The organism is Leisingera sp. XS_AS12 (assembly GCF_041224635.1).
Taxonomy (GTDB): domain Bacteria; phylum Pseudomonadota; class Alphaproteobacteria; order Rhodobacterales; family Rhodobacteraceae; genus Leisingera.
In genome coordinates, this window is the sequence record NZ_JBGFGM010000101.1 from 1 (window position 1) to 16,043 (window position 16,043).

The 16,043-nt window shown below is 61.8% G+C and carries 14 protein-coding genes, 1 tRNA gene and 1 pseudogene; 12 read left to right on the forward strand and 4 right to left on the reverse strand.

From position 1 onward, the window contains the following. Positions 1 to 275 precede the first annotated feature (275 nt). Positions 276 to 360: transfer RNA gene (locus AB9K35_RS11920), tRNA-Leu, on the reverse strand. A gap of 235 nt (positions 361 to 595) precedes the next feature. Here AB9K35_RS11920 and AB9K35_RS11925 point away from each other — a divergent pair. Then, positions 596 to 1,114: a Hint domain-containing protein gene (locus AB9K35_RS11925; protein ID WP_369926328.1), complete on the forward strand. Its 519-nt coding sequence runs from the start codon at positions 596 to 598 to the stop codon at positions 1,112 to 1,114. A gap of 9 nt (positions 1,115 to 1,123) precedes the next feature. On the opposite strand, the pseudogene AB9K35_RS11930 reads toward AB9K35_RS11925, so the two are convergent. Then, positions 1,124 to 2,706, reverse strand: a pseudogene (locus AB9K35_RS11930) (NAD(P)H-hydrate dehydratase). A 173-nt stretch (positions 2,707 to 2,879) separates the two neighbouring features. Between AB9K35_RS11930 and AB9K35_RS11935 the strand changes: the two are divergent. From AB9K35_RS11935 to AB9K35_RS11955, 5 genes are all read left to right on the forward strand, one after another. Beyond that, positions 2,880 to 3,218: a P-II family nitrogen regulator gene (locus AB9K35_RS11935; RefSeq protein ID WP_008554830.1), complete on the forward strand. Its 339-nt coding sequence runs from the start codon at positions 2,880 to 2,882 to the stop codon at positions 3,216 to 3,218. A 44-nt stretch (positions 3,219 to 3,262) separates the two neighbouring features. Continuing rightward, the gene (glnA, locus tag AB9K35_RS11940; RefSeq protein ID WP_222453634.1) at positions 3,263 to 4,669 is read left to right on the forward strand and encodes a type I glutamate--ammonia ligase; all 1,407 of its coding nucleotides are present in this window, start codon (positions 3,263 to 3,265) and stop codon (positions 4,667 to 4,669) included. 131 nt (positions 4,670 to 4,800) lie between these two features. After that, on the forward strand, positions 4,801 to 6,048 hold the full coding sequence (locus AB9K35_RS11945) for an Hsp70 family protein (RefSeq protein ID WP_369926332.1): 1,248 nt from the start codon (positions 4,801 to 4,803) through the stop codon (positions 6,046 to 6,048). Positions 6,049 to 6,157: 109 nt separating this feature from the next. Beyond that, the gene (locus tag AB9K35_RS11950; protein WP_222453636.1) at positions 6,158 to 6,952 is read left to right on the forward strand and encodes a lytic murein transglycosylase; all 795 of its coding nucleotides are present in this window, start codon (positions 6,158 to 6,160) and stop codon (positions 6,950 to 6,952) included. Positions 6,953 to 7,229: 277 nt separating this feature from the next. Next, complete coding sequence (locus AB9K35_RS11955; RefSeq protein WP_369926334.1) at positions 7,230 to 8,246, forward strand: hypothetical protein; 1,017 nt, start codon at positions 7,230 to 7,232, stop codon at positions 8,244 to 8,246. 35 nt (positions 8,247 to 8,281) lie between these two features. On the opposite strand, the gene AB9K35_RS11960 is transcribed toward AB9K35_RS11955, so the two are convergent. Next, on the reverse strand, positions 8,282 to 9,055 hold the full coding sequence (locus AB9K35_RS11960; RefSeq protein WP_369926336.1) for a DUF3445 domain-containing protein: 774 nt from the start codon (positions 9,053 to 9,055) through the stop codon (positions 8,282 to 8,284). Between the two features lie 92 nt (positions 9,056 to 9,147). Beyond that, entirely contained in the window at positions 9,148 to 9,690 is a 543-nt protein-coding gene (locus AB9K35_RS11965) for an NUDIX hydrolase (RefSeq protein ID WP_369926338.1), read from the reverse strand. A 94-nt stretch (positions 9,691 to 9,784) separates the two neighbouring features. Here AB9K35_RS11965 and AB9K35_RS11970 point away from each other — a divergent pair, with 94 nt between their 5' ends. The 6 genes from AB9K35_RS11970 to AB9K35_RS11995 all read left to right on the forward strand — a co-directional run bounded on the left by AB9K35_RS11970 (position 9,785) and on the right by AB9K35_RS11995 (position 15,990). Further along, positions 9,785 to 11,017, forward strand: a complete 1,233-nt coding sequence (locus AB9K35_RS11970) for an alpha/beta fold hydrolase (RefSeq protein WP_369926340.1) — start codon at positions 9,785 to 9,787, stop codon at positions 11,015 to 11,017. A gap of 331 nt (positions 11,018 to 11,348) precedes the next feature. Beyond that, the gene (gene purB / locus AB9K35_RS11975; RefSeq protein ID WP_222453641.1) at positions 11,349 to 12,653 is read left to right on the forward strand and encodes an adenylosuccinate lyase; all 1,305 of its coding nucleotides are present in this window, start codon (positions 11,349 to 11,351) and stop codon (positions 12,651 to 12,653) included. A 254-nt stretch (positions 12,654 to 12,907) separates the two neighbouring features. Beyond that, positions 12,908 to 13,045, forward strand: coding sequence for a hypothetical protein (locus AB9K35_RS11980; RefSeq protein WP_369926343.1), 138 nt, complete (start codon positions 12,908 to 12,910; stop codon positions 13,043 to 13,045). Positions 13,046 to 13,139: 94 nt separating this feature from the next. After that, on the forward strand, positions 13,140 to 13,712 hold the full coding sequence (locus AB9K35_RS11985) for a tetratricopeptide repeat protein (RefSeq protein ID WP_369926345.1): 573 nt from the start codon (positions 13,140 to 13,142) through the stop codon (positions 13,710 to 13,712). 76 nt (positions 13,713 to 13,788) lie between these two features. Next, the gene (locus AB9K35_RS11990; RefSeq protein ID WP_369926347.1) at positions 13,789 to 14,916 is read left to right on the forward strand and encodes a flagellar motor switch protein FliG; all 1,128 of its coding nucleotides are present in this window, start codon (positions 13,789 to 13,791) and stop codon (positions 14,914 to 14,916) included. A gap of 141 nt (positions 14,917 to 15,057) precedes the next feature. Further along, the gene (locus AB9K35_RS11995; protein ID WP_369926469.1) at positions 15,058 to 15,990 is read left to right on the forward strand and encodes a lysophospholipid acyltransferase family protein; all 933 of its coding nucleotides are present in this window, start codon (positions 15,058 to 15,060) and stop codon (positions 15,988 to 15,990) included. Positions 15,991 to 16,043 lie beyond the last annotated feature (53 nt).

Here is a 16,043-nt window from a genome sequence, read left to right on the forward strand (position 1 = left end):
CGCGGATCGCATCCACGCGCTGCATCCCCTGTCCGACAAGCACATCAACCTGCCGCAGCTTCTGAACTATTTCCTCAGGCTTGTGTCGCTTGTTCGCCATTCTCAGTCCTCCGTTTCCTGAACATAACGGTGGGCCAATTCAGATGGGGCACTCCAGGAACAGAACAAAAACGGAATGAGAACAGATCCCAGAGTGTAAAACAAAGTGTAAAACACTCCGAGCACACGTCGAAGGACGGCCCAAGATCAGCGGAATTTTTCGATTAAAAACAAGGTGGTGCGGGTGAAGGGACTTGAACCCCCACGCCTCGCGGCGCCAGAACCTAAATCTGGTGCGTCTACCAATTCCGCCACACCCGCACGTATCGCAGCAGCCCTGGCCGCCACATGCCGCGCTCAATAGCAAAGCTTTCAGGCGGATGCGAGAGGAAAAGACACTCTTTCTGGAACCGTAGTGAACAGTGCATTTACGCAACAAACTCTATCAAAACTGACTGTCATGCGCGGCTTTTCGCTCAAAAGCACTGGGCCTCCATTCGCCTAATGCCGTAGTGTCGGGGAAAAGTCTGAGGCAGACAAAGCGAGCACAACAACAATGAAACCGTTTGACAGCGCTGCCCTGCGCGCAAGGGCAGCGATCAATTCACGCGTGCAAACTCGTCGCCTGCTCCAAGGGCGACAGACCGTTACTCTTCTGCAGGGCGCGCGGGTCGAAACCGCTACTGGACCGTGCCCGGTCGAAACCCTTGATGCCGGAGATCAGCTGGTCACGCGAACCGGCGGGCTTGCCGAGATTATTGCCGTACGATCCCGCAAGGCAATGATTCAGACGGTGCGGGTGTCCGGCCACGCATCCGCCAACGGCTCGTGCCAGGTTGTGCCTTGGGATCAGCGTATCTTGGTGCGCGACCGGCTCGCGCAAGTGATGTTCGGCCAGCCCCAAGCGGTTGTTCCCGCCTACGAATTGGTCGATGGCGTGACCATCTGCGACCTCGGGATGCAGATGGCCAACCTGGTGATCCTGGAATTCGCCCGCCCCCATGTGATTTACGCCAACGGGCTGGAGTTGGCAGCCGCCGCAGCGCCGGAGGAAAGCCTCCGCCCTGCAGCGTAACCTCAGCGGCTAAAGACCCATCTGCCGGAACACCGTCGGGATCCGTTCCGGCAAATCTTCGGAGATCAAGCCAGGGCCAAAGCTGCGCGCACATTCGACATGAATATAGGCGGCGCTGCTTGCTGCCTCCATCGGCTCAAATCCACGCGCCAACAATCCTGCGATAAAGCCTGCCAACACATCCCCGGACCCGGCCGTCGCCAGCCACGGCGCGGCCCGAGCGCCCGTCGCTGCGTTCACAGCGCAACGCCCATCTGGCGCGGCAATCACTGTTTCTGCACCCTTGAGCAGCACAACACAGCCGGCCCGACTGGCGGCCTCGCGGGTCACCTCGACCTTGAGCGCACGGGGGACGTCATCCGCGTTGCCCTCAAGCCTTTCCGCCAAATCGGGGAAGAGTTTGGAAAATTCTCCACCATGCGGCGTCAGCACGCATCCCTCATGCAGTATCTGAAAGAGCGCGTCTGGCTTGAGTTCAAACCGCGTCAGCGCGTCCGCGTCCAGAACCGTTACCCGTTTTTCCTTCAGAACCGCCATCACCAGCGCCTGGGTATCGGCACCGCGCCCAAGACCCGGGCCCAGGCAGACGGCATTGAAGCGCTTGTCCTCCAGCAGCTCACTGACGCCATGCGCGCCGTCGATCTGCTGCAGCATGATCGCAGTAAGGTTGGCCGCGTTTTCCAGCATGGCCGAGCGCGGCGAGCCAACCGTGACCAGCCCTGCTCCAATTCGCAATGCCGCGCGGGCAGCCAGCCGGGCCGCCCCCGACTTCCCGTGACCCCCCGACAGCACCAAGGCATGCCCATGAGAGTATTTGTGCCCGACAAGCTTCTGAAGGTCCGGCAAATTTTCTTGTTCGATAGGCTGCATCACGGCTCCGAGATTCGACTGTGCTTCAGTCATAATCCAATATCTTTCACAATTACCTTACCGCAGAACTCTGGCCCTGCGCCCGTCATATGGCCGATCTTTTCCTGGTGAAAGGTGACCGTCAGATCCGCGGCCAATGCACCGTAGTTCGCGCCATCGTCGCTTCCGATCCCGCTTGGCAAGTCTATTGCAACAATAGTGAAACGGGACAAGGCGCCCCACATCCGTTGCATTTCACACGGCAACTCACGACTGACACCGATACCGAACAAGGCATCAATCACCAAGGGCGGCGTCCCCGCCAAACGGTCAACGGCATCTTGTATTGCCGAACCACTCCAACTTTGAGCCGCTCCCGACTTGGCCAGGCTTGCATAGTTCACGCGCGCATCGTGGGGCAATGCCGCCGGGTCCCCGTAGAGGAAAACCTCGACGGCAAACCCGCGCGCCCGAAGAAGACGCGCCACCACAAAACCGTCGCCGCCATTGTTGCCCGGCCCGCAGAGAACCACTGCCTGACACGCGGCCCCGGTTTCGTCCGAATGCGCGGGGCAAGCTGACGATCTGCCGTCGCGCCCGTCGAAAACGGTCGGCCACTCCTCGAAAATGGCCTCCACAACGCCCCGGCCAGCCCGCTCCATCAGCTCCAGACCGCTCACCGCGCCGGAGGCGATTGCGGCTTGCTCCTCGGCGCGCATCTGGGACGCAGTCAGTGGCGCCATCACGTTTTACTCCCGCGAGTTTCAATTCTGCACATTTTTAAATCGCTTCGCCTAATTTTTAATCACATCGGTTCAAAAACTGCCCACTATTGCCGCAGCTCCCCAGCCGCGCATTGCTGACATCATCTAGAAATGAAATGACGTCCTCAACAAGCTTGTGAGGAGCCACACCGATGAAAAAGATCGAAGCCATCATCAAACCCTTCAAACTGGATGAGGTGAAGGAAGCGTTGCAGGACGTTGGTGTGCAGGGTCTTTCCGTGATCGAAGTCAAGGGCTTCGGTCGTCAGAAAGGCCACACCGAGTTGTACCGCGGCGCCGAATATGTGGTGGATTTCCTGCCCAAGGTGAAGGTCGAGGTCGTGCTGGACGACGATCAGGTCGACCAGGCGATCGAAGCCATCGTTGACGCCGCCAAGACCGACAAGATCGGCGACGGCAAGATCTTTGTCTCGCCGGTCGAGCAAGCCATTCGTATCCGGACCGGCGAAACCGGACCGGATGCGCTGTAACGCACCCAAAATTCTAACTGTTTTTCTATAAAAGGACCGAGGGAATGAGCGCAGACGCAGTTCTCAAGACACTCAAGGACGAAGACATCGCCTATGTCGACATCCGCTTTACCGACGTGCGTGGCAAGCTGCAGCACGTGACGGTGGACGTCGATCTGGTCGACGAGGACTTCCTGGAAGAGGGCTTCATGTTCGACGGCTCCTCGATCGCTGGCTGGAAGTCGATCGAAAACTCCGACATGAAGCTGATCCCGGACACCAACTCCGCCTACGTGGATCCCTTCTACGCCGAGAAGACCCTGTGTCTGCATTGCTCGATCGTCGAACCCGACACCGGCGAAGCCTATGAACGCGACCCGCGCGGCACCGCCGAAAAGGCCGAGGCTTACCTAAAGTCCTCCGGCATCGGCGACGTGGCTTACATGGGCCCCGAGGCTGAATTCTTCCTGTTCGACGACGTGCGTTACTCCAACACCATCAACAAGGTGTCCTATGAGGTCGACGCAACCGACGGTTCCTGGAACACCGACGCCGAGTTCGAAATGGGCAACATGGGCCATCGCCCGGGCCTGAAGGGCGGCTACTTCCCGGTCAACCCCACCGACGAAGCCCAGGACCTGCGCTCCGAAATGCTCTCGACCATGAAGCGTCTGGGCATGAAGGTCGACAAGCACCACCACGAGGTTGCGTCCTGCCAGCACGAGCTGGGTCTGATCTTTGACACGCTGACCAAGCAGGCCGACGAGCTGCAGAAGTACAAATACGTGATCCACAACGTGGCCCACGCCTACGGCAAATCCGCCACCTTCATGCCCAAGCCGATCTACGGTGACAACGGCACCGGCATGCACGTCAACATGTCGATCTGGAAGGACGGCAAGCCGCTTTTCGCAGGCGACAAATACGCTGACCTGTCGGACGAGGCCCTGTGGTTCATCGGCGGCATCCTGAAGCACGCCAAGACCCTGAACGCCTTCACCAACCCCTCGACCAACTCCTACAAGCGTCTGGTCCCCGGTTTCGAAGCCCCCGTTCTGCGCGCCTACTCCGCTCGCAACCGCTCCGGCTGTGTTCGTATTCCGTGGACCGAAAGCCCGAAAGCCAAGCGCGTCGAGGCGCGTTTCCCCGACCCGTCCGCAAACCCCTACCTGTGCTTTGCCGCGCTGCTGATGGCCGGCCTGGACGGCATCAAGAACAAGATCGATCCGGGCGAAGCCATGGACAAGAACCTGTACGATCTGCCGGCCGAAGAGCTGGAAGGCATCCCGACCGTCTGCGGCTCGCTGCGCGAAGCACTGGACGCCCTGGCCGCCGACCACGACTTCCTGCTGCAGGGCGACGTGTTCACCAAAGACCAGATCGACGGCTACATCGAGCTGAAGATGGAAGAGGTCTACAAGTACGAGCACACCCCGCACCCGGTTGAGTTCGGCATGTACTACAGCTGCTAAGCCGCTGATTAGACTATGGCTAAGGGCGCCCCTCGCGGCGCCCTTTTTCGTTGCGCAATGACTGCACGGTTGATCCTTGCCACGGCTGCCGCTACTCAGGCCCGCTTGGACCCCAGAGCAGGAGCCTCATCATGGCCATTCCCAACACTCTTGGCATCGACTTTGGCACCTCCAACTCCGCCGCGGGGATAGCGGTTGCGGGCCGCCCTTGGCTGGTCGAGATGGAACCGGGTGAGCAGACATTGCCGACGGCGGTGTTCTTCGAGGAAGACAGTCGCGTCATGCGCATCGGCCACAGCGCCACCCGCGCCTTGATCAGCGGCGAGGAAGGCCGGTTCATGCGCGCGCTCAAAAGCCTGCTGGGCACCCCGCTTCTGCACGAGGAACGCCGTCTGGGCGGCGAGCGGATCAGCTTTGCCACCCTGATCGCGCGCTTCCTGGCGGCAATGAAAACCCGCGCCGAGACGGCAACCCATATGGAGTTCACCCACGCGCTGTCCGGGCGGCCGGTGCGCTTTCACTCCAAGGATGACACCCGCAATGCACTGGCCGAAGCAGACCTGCGCGCCTGCTATCTGGAGGCCGGGTTTCATGACGTTCTGTTCATGTACGAACCCGAGGCCGCCCTGCGCGCGGCGGCACCTGCACCGGGGCTGGGACTGATTGTCGATATCGGCGGCGGCACTTCGGACTTCACCGCGTTCGAGCAAGGAGCGGATGGCGGCACCCGGATCCTCGCCTCGCACGGGGTGCGGCTGGGCGGCACCGATTTCGACCGCCAGCTCAGCATTCAGCACGTGATGCCGCTGTTGGGGCGCGGCAGCCAGATCCGCAACACCTTCGGGGGCGGCACCCTGCCCGCGCCCAACCGGCTGTTCAACGATCTGGCCACCTGGCAGATGATCCCGTTCCTCTATGCGCCGGAAAGCCGCCGCGCAGCGCGGGATCTGGCAGCCAACGCGGTGGAACCGGAGAAGCTCGCCCGGCTGGTCACCGTGCTGGAGGATGAGCTGGGCCATGAGCTGGCTTTTGCGGTGGAGCGCGGCAAGATCCGTTCCAATGGCGCAGACGGTGACGGCAGCATCGATTTGAAGCTGCTGCAGCGCGGGCTGTCGGTGCCGCTGGGCGCGCAGGCGATGAACGCGACGCTGGCAGAGCAGACCGCCGCCATCGGCGCCTGTGCCGAGGAAACTTTACAGCAGGCGGGCATCTCACCAGAGCAGGTCACGCGCGTGGTGCTGGTGGGCGGCTCCTCGCTGCTGGCAGCCGTGCAGGCACAGATGCAGCAACTCTGCCCCACTGCCCGGCTGGAAACACAGAACGCGATGACGGCAGTGGCGGACGGGTTGGCATTGGCGGCTGAAACCGCGTTCGCCTGAACGCACCGGCGATTTCGCGCGGATGGGAACAAGCAGCCGGATTTCTCGTTAGACATGCGCGCCCGCCGCGTTAGGCTGGCCCGGATGTATCCCTGCTGAGAGTTTCCCAATGCGTCGGCTGATTGCCCCTGCCCTGATTTCCGCCCTTCTTGCCTCCCCCGCCCTGGCCGCAACTTGCGGCAATACTTCCTCCGGGTTCAATGCCTGGAAACAGGATTTCAGCCGCGAGGCCAAGCGTGCAGGCGTCGGCAAGGCAGGACTGCAGGCGCTGGCCAGCGCCCAATACGCCAGCCGCACCATCGCCGCCGACCGCAATCAGAAGAGCTTCCGCTATTCGCTGGAGAAGTTCATGCAGGTCCGCGGCTCGGCCACCATTGTCGCGCAGGGCCGCAAGCGCAAGGCACGCAACGCCGATTTCTATGCCGCGCTTGAGCGCAAATACGGCGTCCCCGCGGGTGTACTGATCGCCATTCACGGCATGGAAACCGCCTTTGGCAACTACATGGGCGACAGCCAGGTGGTCTCGGCCATCGTGACGCTGACCTATGATTGCCGCCGCTCCGACTTCTTCCGCCCGCATGCGCTGGGGGCGCTGAAGCTGGTCGACCAGGGCGCCATCACCGCCACCACCAAGGGTGCCAAGCACGGCGAGCTGGGCCATACCCAGTTTCTGCCCGGAAATGCGTTGCGTTATGGCGTCGACTGGAACCGCGACGGCCGGGTTGATTTCTACAACATGGGTGATGCGCTGGCCTCGACCGCGCATTTCCTGCGCCAGAAAGGCTGGAAACCGGGCAAGGGCTATCAACCCGGACAACCCAACTTCCGCATCCTCAAGGAATGGAACGCCGCGACTGTCTATCAGCAAGCCCTGGCCATCATGGGGCGACAGATCGACGGCTGACTCGAACAGCCAGGGGGAAAACAGTTTTTGCGATTCCCCGTCACTGTAAACCTTGCGGCGCCAATGTGTCGGGCAACCGCCACAGTTGGGCCGCATTCGCCGATACATGGCGTCCGGCGTCCAGAATATTTATCGTAACTTCAACCACTTAAACAATTTCACATTTCAATAAAAACTAGTTCGCATTTATGTTTAATGCTTCCGACTTCTGCCCAACTTTGAACCCGTTCAAATTTTATCGTTCTCCCAGCGGCACCTTGAATGGAGGAACCGAAACATGGCAGAGAACGCTGAATTCACAGGCAAACTGGGATTGGAAAGCCGGGACAACGCAACCCTCGGGGCAGCGGTTTCGGTCATCTTCGACTTGCTTGACGATTTCGGGCATCCAGCCGAAACGATGGAGGCCCGCGCGGAAAACACTGCCCGGCTGCTCTGCGATTCCTACCATGTAACCCTTCGCCTGCGGCGCGTCCCGCTGCGGCGCACCAGCCGCCTAGCAAGTCACATCATGCAGCCTACGGCGCTGCTGGACTTGTCTTTGACGCCAGTGTTTCCCGACCATTGCGACCGCGAAATCAGTGAGCTGCTCTTGGCTGAAATGCTGCGCAGACTGATCGAAAATCTGGAAGCCACCTCCGTAGAATGGCAAGATGCGCCTGTGGTCCTGAGCTGCGAAGAGTTTCTCAGCGCCTTCACATCTTCACCTGCGCTGCGACCTGCCTCCACTGTAGCGCCTTCATCGGTGGTGCCCGCCATTGCGCCGTTGAAGGAACGGACGACCGCCCCGCAAGGACATGAAACGCCGCCCCCCAAGCCGAAGACGCCACGATCCGCACAACGCAAGGCGCAGCGGCCCCGCGGGCGCGCCTGCTTCGCTCCGATCGATCAGGCGGCACCGGCGCTCGACGCGCATTGCGACAGGGTTTTCCGGGCAGCCGGAATCAATCGCGGCGACTACAGCTTGCACCTTGCGGCGCAGCGGAAGCGCGCGCAAAAGCGGAGCCACGACGCCGTTCTGACGGCCAATTTTCGGGCACAGGGCGAAGATCAGACCCAACCCTCGCTGCGCAATCGACTAAAAACTGCGCCAAGCACGCTGCTGAATAGCAGCCGCATTCTGGCGGTTGCCGATGGCTGCGCGAACCGTTTGCAGCCGTTGAAGCGCGCGACGCTCCGGTTCGGCGACATACGTCGCATGCAATTTGTGGGACACCTACTGCTCGTCTCGGCCCTGCTGCTGTTTCTCGACAGCGCCGGTACCGTTCAGGCCGCCCGTCCACTCTTGCCCTGACAGGCGCAATTCACCCGGCCTGGACGGCTGGCGCCTCACGCGAGGTCTGCGCCAGCCGCCGCGGGATGCCCCCATTGCCGCATCACGGCCGCTCGTGCCAAAACCCGCGTGTGGATAGAGAAGACGACCGCACGCGTTCGCGGCAGGCGCAGGATTGCCTGACGTTCGCTGCGCAGGTACAGCGCCTGATCTTGCCTGCTGTGCTGACGCGGTGCCGATTGGCTGCGCGGCTGAAACAGCGTTGGATCCTCATACCAAAGGGCATTGAAGCGCCACAGCGGGCGCCCCGGCTGGACACCATCGAACAACCGCTGAACCCGCGCGGCGATCCCGGCATCATAGCTGTCCACCGGCCCATGGATCGCGGTAAGTGGCTCCATGTATTTCTCAGCCAGCGTCCAGCTCGCCGGGAAACACAGAACCGCCCCGGTGAGGATATGCTCCGGCGAACCCGTCGGCTTCTCCAGAATGCAGAAGTCCTGCTGTGCGATGCGCCCCAGGCTGCCGAGCGGGTCCTGCCAATCCAGCGCCACCCGTCGGCCATCCTGGCGGATCACCGCGCCATCCTCGACCGTCTCCCCAGCCGCGAGCACCATCTCCAGCAATTCCGTAGCCGCAGGCAGTGCCGAGGATGACATTTTCAGAACCTGATCCCGGCGATCGGCGAGCAAGCGTTCGCGTTCAGCGATCTGCGCTGAATAAGCCTCGTCACGTTGAATCCAGTCCTCGGGCACCAGCGGCTGAACACCCGGCAATTTACGCGCGTTCAAAGGATCATAGGGGATCGTGGTCTGAAGAATCGCAGTCATCCCCAAGGGGTAGCAGCTGCCATGGCTTTTGCCACATGCAAAATCGCTTCAAGCCCCGCAAGAGCGCAGCGTCGCGGTTTACAAGCTATGCTTCAACAGCCCCGCAGAAACGATCCCAGTTTTTCCGCAAGGACAAGGACACCAGCGCTGTCCGTCAGCTCGGGAAGCTGCGACACCGGCACCCAGGCCAGCGCCTTGGATTCCGCGCTGGCGCGTATTTGGCCTGCTTCGGCGACAAACAAATAGCGCACGTCATAGTGAAGATGCGCTGGCTCCCCGGGTCTTTCGGGGATCTGGTGAATGTCGACGTCAAACACCTGCGACGACAGCAAACGAATACGGCTGAGCCCGCTTTCTTCATATGCTTCTTTCAATGCGACAAACGCCACATCGGCGATGCCATCGCAATGCCCCCCAAGCTGAAGCCAGCGATCCAGCTTACGATGATGGGTCAACAGTACGCTTTCCATATCCGCCGACATCACGAAGGCTGAGCCTGTCACATGGCCGGTGGTCGGGTCCCGCTCAAAGGCAAGCGGCTCGCTCTGGCAAAACCGGTCCAGCCGCTGCCACATCGCGCGGTCCCGCTCCGACTGCGGCCGGTAACTCCCAATACCGCTGATCCTGTCGCTCATTTGCCTTCACCATCCCGTGACGTTCCCCACGGCGGGCTTGTCCTGCCGGGGCTGCGGTCACAGTCTAAAGCGAGCACAGAACAAAGGCCACGCCATGCCCACTGAACGCATCAGTTTTAACAGCCGGACCGGAGACCGCCTTGCCGCACGGCTTGATCTTCCCGAAGGGCCGGTGCTGGCCACCGCCCTGTTTGCCCATTGCTTTACCTGCTCCAAGGATATCCCGGCCGCCCGCCGCATTGCCGCGCGACTGGCGGCGATGGGCTTCGCGGTGCTGAGGTTCGACTTCACCGGGCTCGGACATTCGGAGGGAGAGTTCGCGAACACCACCTTCACGTCCAATGTCGCGGACCTGATCGCCGCCGCGGAGTATCTGGCTGACCGCCAACTCCCGCCCGACCTGTTGATCGGCCACTCGCTGGGTGGTGCGGCAGTCCTTCGCGCGCGCGCGGACATCCCTTCTGCTCGGGGCGTGGTAACCCTCGGCGCGCCCTTCGATCCCGGTCACGTGACACATCACTTTGACGCAGCCCTGAGCGAGATCGAAGCCAAGGGCAAGGCAGAGGTCACATTGGGCGGGCGCCCCTTTGTGATCGGCAAGGAATTCGTCGACGATATTCGTGCGGAGGCTTTGGAACCGGCGATCGAGGGTTTGAAGGCCGCGCTTCTGGTGCTGCACGCCCCGCGTGACGAAACCGTCAGCATCGACAACGCGGCGTCGATCTTCACGGCAGCAAAACACCCCAAAAGCTTCATCACGCTGGATGATGCCGACCATCTCATTTCCCGGGCAGAAGACGCCGAGTACGCGGCAGAGGTGATCGCTGCCTGGGCGAAACGCTACATAGACATGACCCCTCCTGCACCACCTCCTGGCGCTCCGGAAGGCGTACTGCGGGTCACGGAGGCAGATCCCGACGGCTTTCTCCAGGATGTTCAATCCGGCCCTCACCACCACGCGCTGGCCGATGAGCCACTCGCCTACGGCGGCACCAACAGGGGAATGTCTCCTTACGGCTTTGTCTCCGCAGGGCTTGGTGCCTGCACATCCATGACCCTGCGCATGTATGCGCGCCGCAAGGGCTGGCCACTGGAAAGCATCAGCGTCGACATCAGTCATGACAAGGTGCACGCGCAGGATGCGTTGCCCAGCGGTCCTGCCAAGATCGACCAGTTCACCCGCAGGATCCGCCTCTCAGGTCCCCTGAGTGACGAGCAGCGCAGCAAGCTTCTGGAAATCGCCGACAAATGCCCGGTTCACCGCACGCTGGAGGCCGGTGCCCGCGTGGTGACCTCTCTCGCGACTTCAGGTCCGCTGGAAGAGTGATCGGTTCTCGGAGCTCGCAGGTCCCTCAATTCGGCGGCGCTCCCGCGCCCGGACCTTGCAGCCAGGCTGCAAGGCCAACGGCCTTGGGCGTGGCACCGCGCGCTGCGCGGTACCACGCCCAACTGCGCCAGTGCATGTCCCGAATGCACGCAGCGCGGGCGGGAGCGCTGCGCCCTTAAAACCGACTGTGGCCCGGAAGATGGGAGCGGAAGCGGGTCAGGCCAACAGGGCAAACTGCCTCATCCCGACTGCCCAGCCTTGCTGTTTTGCGCCTGCTGATCTATGAGGCCGGGCATCTGCTGCACAGTCACATGAAAAGGTGCCCTCGCCCATGATCCCCCGCTATTCCCGTCCCGATATGGTTGCCATCTGGTCCCCCGAGACCAAGTTCAAGATCTGGTACGAGATCGAGGCCCACGCCTGCGAAGCCATGGCAAACCTCGGCGTGATCCCGCGCGAGAACGCAGACGCCGTCTGGAAAGCCAAGGACGTGGAGTTCGACGTCGCCCGCATCGACGAAATCGAGGCCGTCACCAAGCATGACGTCATCGCATTCCTGACCCATCTGGCCGAGCATGTCGGCTCGGAAGAAGCACGCTTCGTGCATCAGGGCATGACTTCCTCGGACGTGCTGGACACCTGCCTGAACGTGCAGCTGGTCCGTGCCGCTGACCTCTTGCTGGTTGGTATGGATAAACTGCTGGCCGCCCTGAAGAAACGGGCGCTGGAGCATAAGAACACCGTGCGCGTCGGCCGCAGCCACGGCATCCACGCCGAACCCACCACCATGGGGCTGACCTTTGCCCGCTTCTACGCTGAAATGGACCGCAACCGTGCCCGCCTGCTGGCCGCGCGCGAGGAAGTTGCCACCGGCGCAATCTCCGGCGCCGTGGGCACGTTTGCCAACATCGACCCGCGCGTCGAGGAATACGTCTGCGAGCAGCTGGGTCTGCGCCCCGAACCGATTTCCACCCAGGTGATCCCGCGTGACCGTCACGCGATGTTCTTTGCCACCCTTGGCGTCATCGCCTCCTCGATCGAGAACATCGCGGTGGAAATCCGCCACATGCAGCGTACCGAAGTGCTGGAAGGCGCCGAGTTCTTCTCGATGGGCCAGAAAGGCTCCTCCGCGATGCCGCACAAGAAGAACCCGGTGCTGACCGAGAACCTCACCGGCCTCGCGCGCCTGGTGCGCATGGCGGTGATCCCGGCGATGGAGAACGTGGCGCTGTGGCATGAGCGCGACATTTCGCACTCCTCCGTCGAGCGTGGCATCGGCCCGGACGCCACGGTGACCCTCGATTTTGCCCTGCATCGACTGGCCGGTGTCATCGACAAGATGCTGGTGTTCCCGGAAAACATGCTGGAGAACATGAACAAGTTCCCCGGCCTCGTGATGTCGCAGCGGGTGCTGCTGGCCCTGACCCAAGCCGGCGTCAGCCGCGAGGACGCCTATGCCATGGTACAGCGCAACGCTCTGAAGGTTTGGGAAGACCGCGTCGATTTTCGCGAGTTGCTGCTGGCCGATGCCGATGTGGTCGCCGCCCTTGGCGAAGAAGCGATCAACGAGAAATTCGACATGGGCTATCATACCAAACATGTCGACACGATCTTCCGCCGGGTCTTCGGCGAGTAAACCGGGCTACCCTTGCAGATCCAATAACGCCTCGTCTCGTTGACGGGGCGTTTTTTGTCGCAATTTCAACACCTGCGGGCCCGACCCCTCGGATCAAACAACCGCACGCACTCTTGCGGAAAGTCCCCGGCGGAACGTCGGCTGGAAGCGCATTTCCCAAGGATCTACGCTACTCTGTAGTCAAACCGGTCTACCTCGGCCGAGACGGCACCTTTCATGACACGCGCTTTTCCGCGAGTCAGACGGTAACAGGCATGTATCTGCGCGCCAAGCTCATGATCGAATGGCCCAAGCTGACCGCCCGCGGCCCCGCCGAAAACAGCCGCGCACGGCAGCGGCTTGCGGATGTCTTTGCACCAACCTCCCGGGATCCAGCGCACCAGCAGACCTGAACCGCAACCAACGCGAATTTGAACACATCCGGCTCGCGTTTGCCGGGGAAGCTGGGCTAGGTTGACCGCAAACCACGCCGCAGGAGCTTCAGACATGCGCCGACTTGCCCCGAGATCCGCCCCGATTGCAGCCCCGCTTGCGGCCTTGCTCCTGATGGTCAGTCTTACGCCGCAAGCGGCGTCCGCCGCCGGGGGCAATGACTGGAACCCGCCCAAGCCCTCGGAAACCACCCGCACCTGCAAGGGCAACCGGGTCTGGGACGAAGACAAGAAGCGCTGCGTACGGCCGCGCAAATCCTCGCTGAACCAGCAGCAGCTAATGCAGGCCGCGCGCGAGTTGGCCTATGCCGAGCGTCATGAAGGCGCCCAGGCGGTGCTGGCGGCGATGACCGACCAGGACGACACGATGGTGTTGACCTACTGGGGATTTACCCACCGCAAGCTGGGCAACATGCAGCAGGCGCAGCATTTCTACGACCGGGCGCTGATGCAGGACCCCGACAACATTCTGGCGCGCTCCTACATGGGCCAGGGCTATGTCGAACAGGGCAAACTGGGGCTGGCGCTGGCGCAATGGAAGGAAATCCGGGCCCGTGGCGGCAGCGGCAGCTGGGCCGAGGCCTCGCTGCGCAAGGCGTTGGAAACAGGCGTTTCTTACAGCTACTGAGCTTCAGCCTTTCTTTACCGCTTTCGACGTATCCTGCCTTCGTTCGAAGAAGAATCTTTTCATCTAGGGTGCGAGAATGCCTCAAGACAACATGCTGGCGCTTCCAATGGGCAATGACGGACCGGACCTCGGCGGGTTTGCCGCTCCGGCCCCGATGGGCGGTTCCACCATGCCTGCCGGAAGCGGCGCGGGGGCAGCCGGTCTCAGCGGCAAAGCAAAGGCTGCCATTATCGTACGACTGCTTCTGAACGAGGGCGCTGAAATTCCCTTGGAGGAGCTTCCGGATGACTTGCAACTGGAGCTGACCCAACAGATGGGCAAGATGCGCATCGTTGACCGGGACACGCTGCATTCGGTTGCCGGTGAATTTGCCGATCTTCTGGACAACGTCGGACTGCACTTTCCCAATGGCCTCGCAGGCGCGCTGTCCGCCATGGAAGGGAAAATCAGCCGCTACACCCACAACCGTCTGCGCAAGGAGGCGGGGGTGCGGCAGTTCGGAGACCCTTGGGAGCGGTTAAAGCAGCTCCCGCCCGAGGAGCTGGCCGAACTCGCCCAGGCCGAAAGCACCGAAGTTGCGGCTGTCCTCCTGTCGAAGCTCGACACCGCCAAGGCGGCGCAAATGCTGGTCCATCTGCCCGGACCGACCGCGCGACGGATCACCTATGCCGTCAGCCAGACCGCAAATGTGACACCCGACACCGTTGACCGCATCGGCCTGTCACTGGCCGCGCAGGTCGAAGCACGTCCGGAAGTGGCCTTTGACCAGACGCCGGGCCAGCGAATGGGCGCCATCCTGACCGAGGCCGCCGCGGCCAAGCGCGACGAAGTGCTGACCGCCCTGGACGAACAGGACGAGGAATTCGCCATCAAGGTGCGCAAGGCCATCTTCACCTACGCGCTGATCGCCGAGCGGATGAACCCGATGGACGTGCCAAAGCTGATGCGCGTGCTGGCCCAACCGGACCTCGTGACTGCCATGGCCTTCGCCACCGATGAGGCCGACGTGGCGACCAACGAATTCCTGCTGAAAAACATGTCCAGCCGGATGGCCGACAACATCCGTGAGGAAGTGGCCGAACGCGGCAAGGTGAAGCGCTCCGATGGCGAAGCCGCCTTCGGCGTGATCATCTCGGCCTTGCGCGACCTGATCGCCACCGGCGAAATCGAGCTGCGCTCCGACGAGGAAGAGGACACCGAGTAAACGGTGACCGTCTGAGGGCAAACGCGGAGCCGCCGCCAGCTTGTGCACAGCGGCGTCCCCGCAGTGGCTTGTACTGGCGATGCCCAGCACTTATTATGCGAAGTTCCCGCCACTTATCGGCACCGCAGACATCCAGACGATATGCCCAAAGATCCCTCCGAGCTCTCCACCTGGAGTCATGTCAAATACTTTGGCAGCAACCTGTTTCTGCGCGGGCTACTCCTTGGTGCGCGCTTGCTGCCTTACCGGTTTCGTGTCCCGCTGATGGGTCGGATGGTCACGGCCCTGGGACGGTTGGCCGGGTTTGACAAACGCGTGCGCCAGAACCTCGCCCATGTCAGTCCGGAGTTGGCCGAGCTGGACCCGGACCAGCTGTATCGCGAGGTCAGCAACAACGCAGGCCGGATGATTGCGGAACTCTACGCCGGGCAACCGTTCTATGAACGCGCGCATGCAGCTCCGTTCCGCGGACCGGGCCTGAAGGCGCTGGAAGAGGCGCGCGCGCAGGGGCGTCCTGTGCTTCTCGCGACCGCACATTTCGGGAACTACGACGCGGCGCGGGCGGCACTTGTGGCCCGCGGCCACGAGATGGGCTCGCTGTATCGGCGCATGGCCAACCCCTATTTCAATGCGCATTACGTGGACGCAATGAAATCCAACCACGGGCTGATGTTCGAACAGGGCAAGCGGGGTATGGTGGAACTTGTCCGCCACCTGAAAAAGGGCGGTATCGTTGCCATTGTGACCGACCTTCATGCTCACGGTGGGGCATGGATTGATTTCTTCGGAAAACCGGCTGTCACTTCAACCGTTCCTGCCGAACTGGCGTTGAAATACAACGCCGCTGTCATCCCGGTTTACGCCGTGCGGCAGGAAAACGGCCTGGACTTCGAAATCGTGATGAACGCCGAAATTCCCCACAGCGATCCCTTGACCATGACCAAGGCCCTCAGCGCTGATCTCGAATCCATTGTTCGCAAGCACACAGGGCAATGGTTCTGGATTCATCGTCGCTGGAAACCCGTCGGTGCCCGAAACGCCGAGCCGATGCCAACCGAAGCGAAGACGAACTGATAGCCAGCTCCCTGCCACGGCAGGTCCCTATGGCGAGAGGACATTAGCCTGAG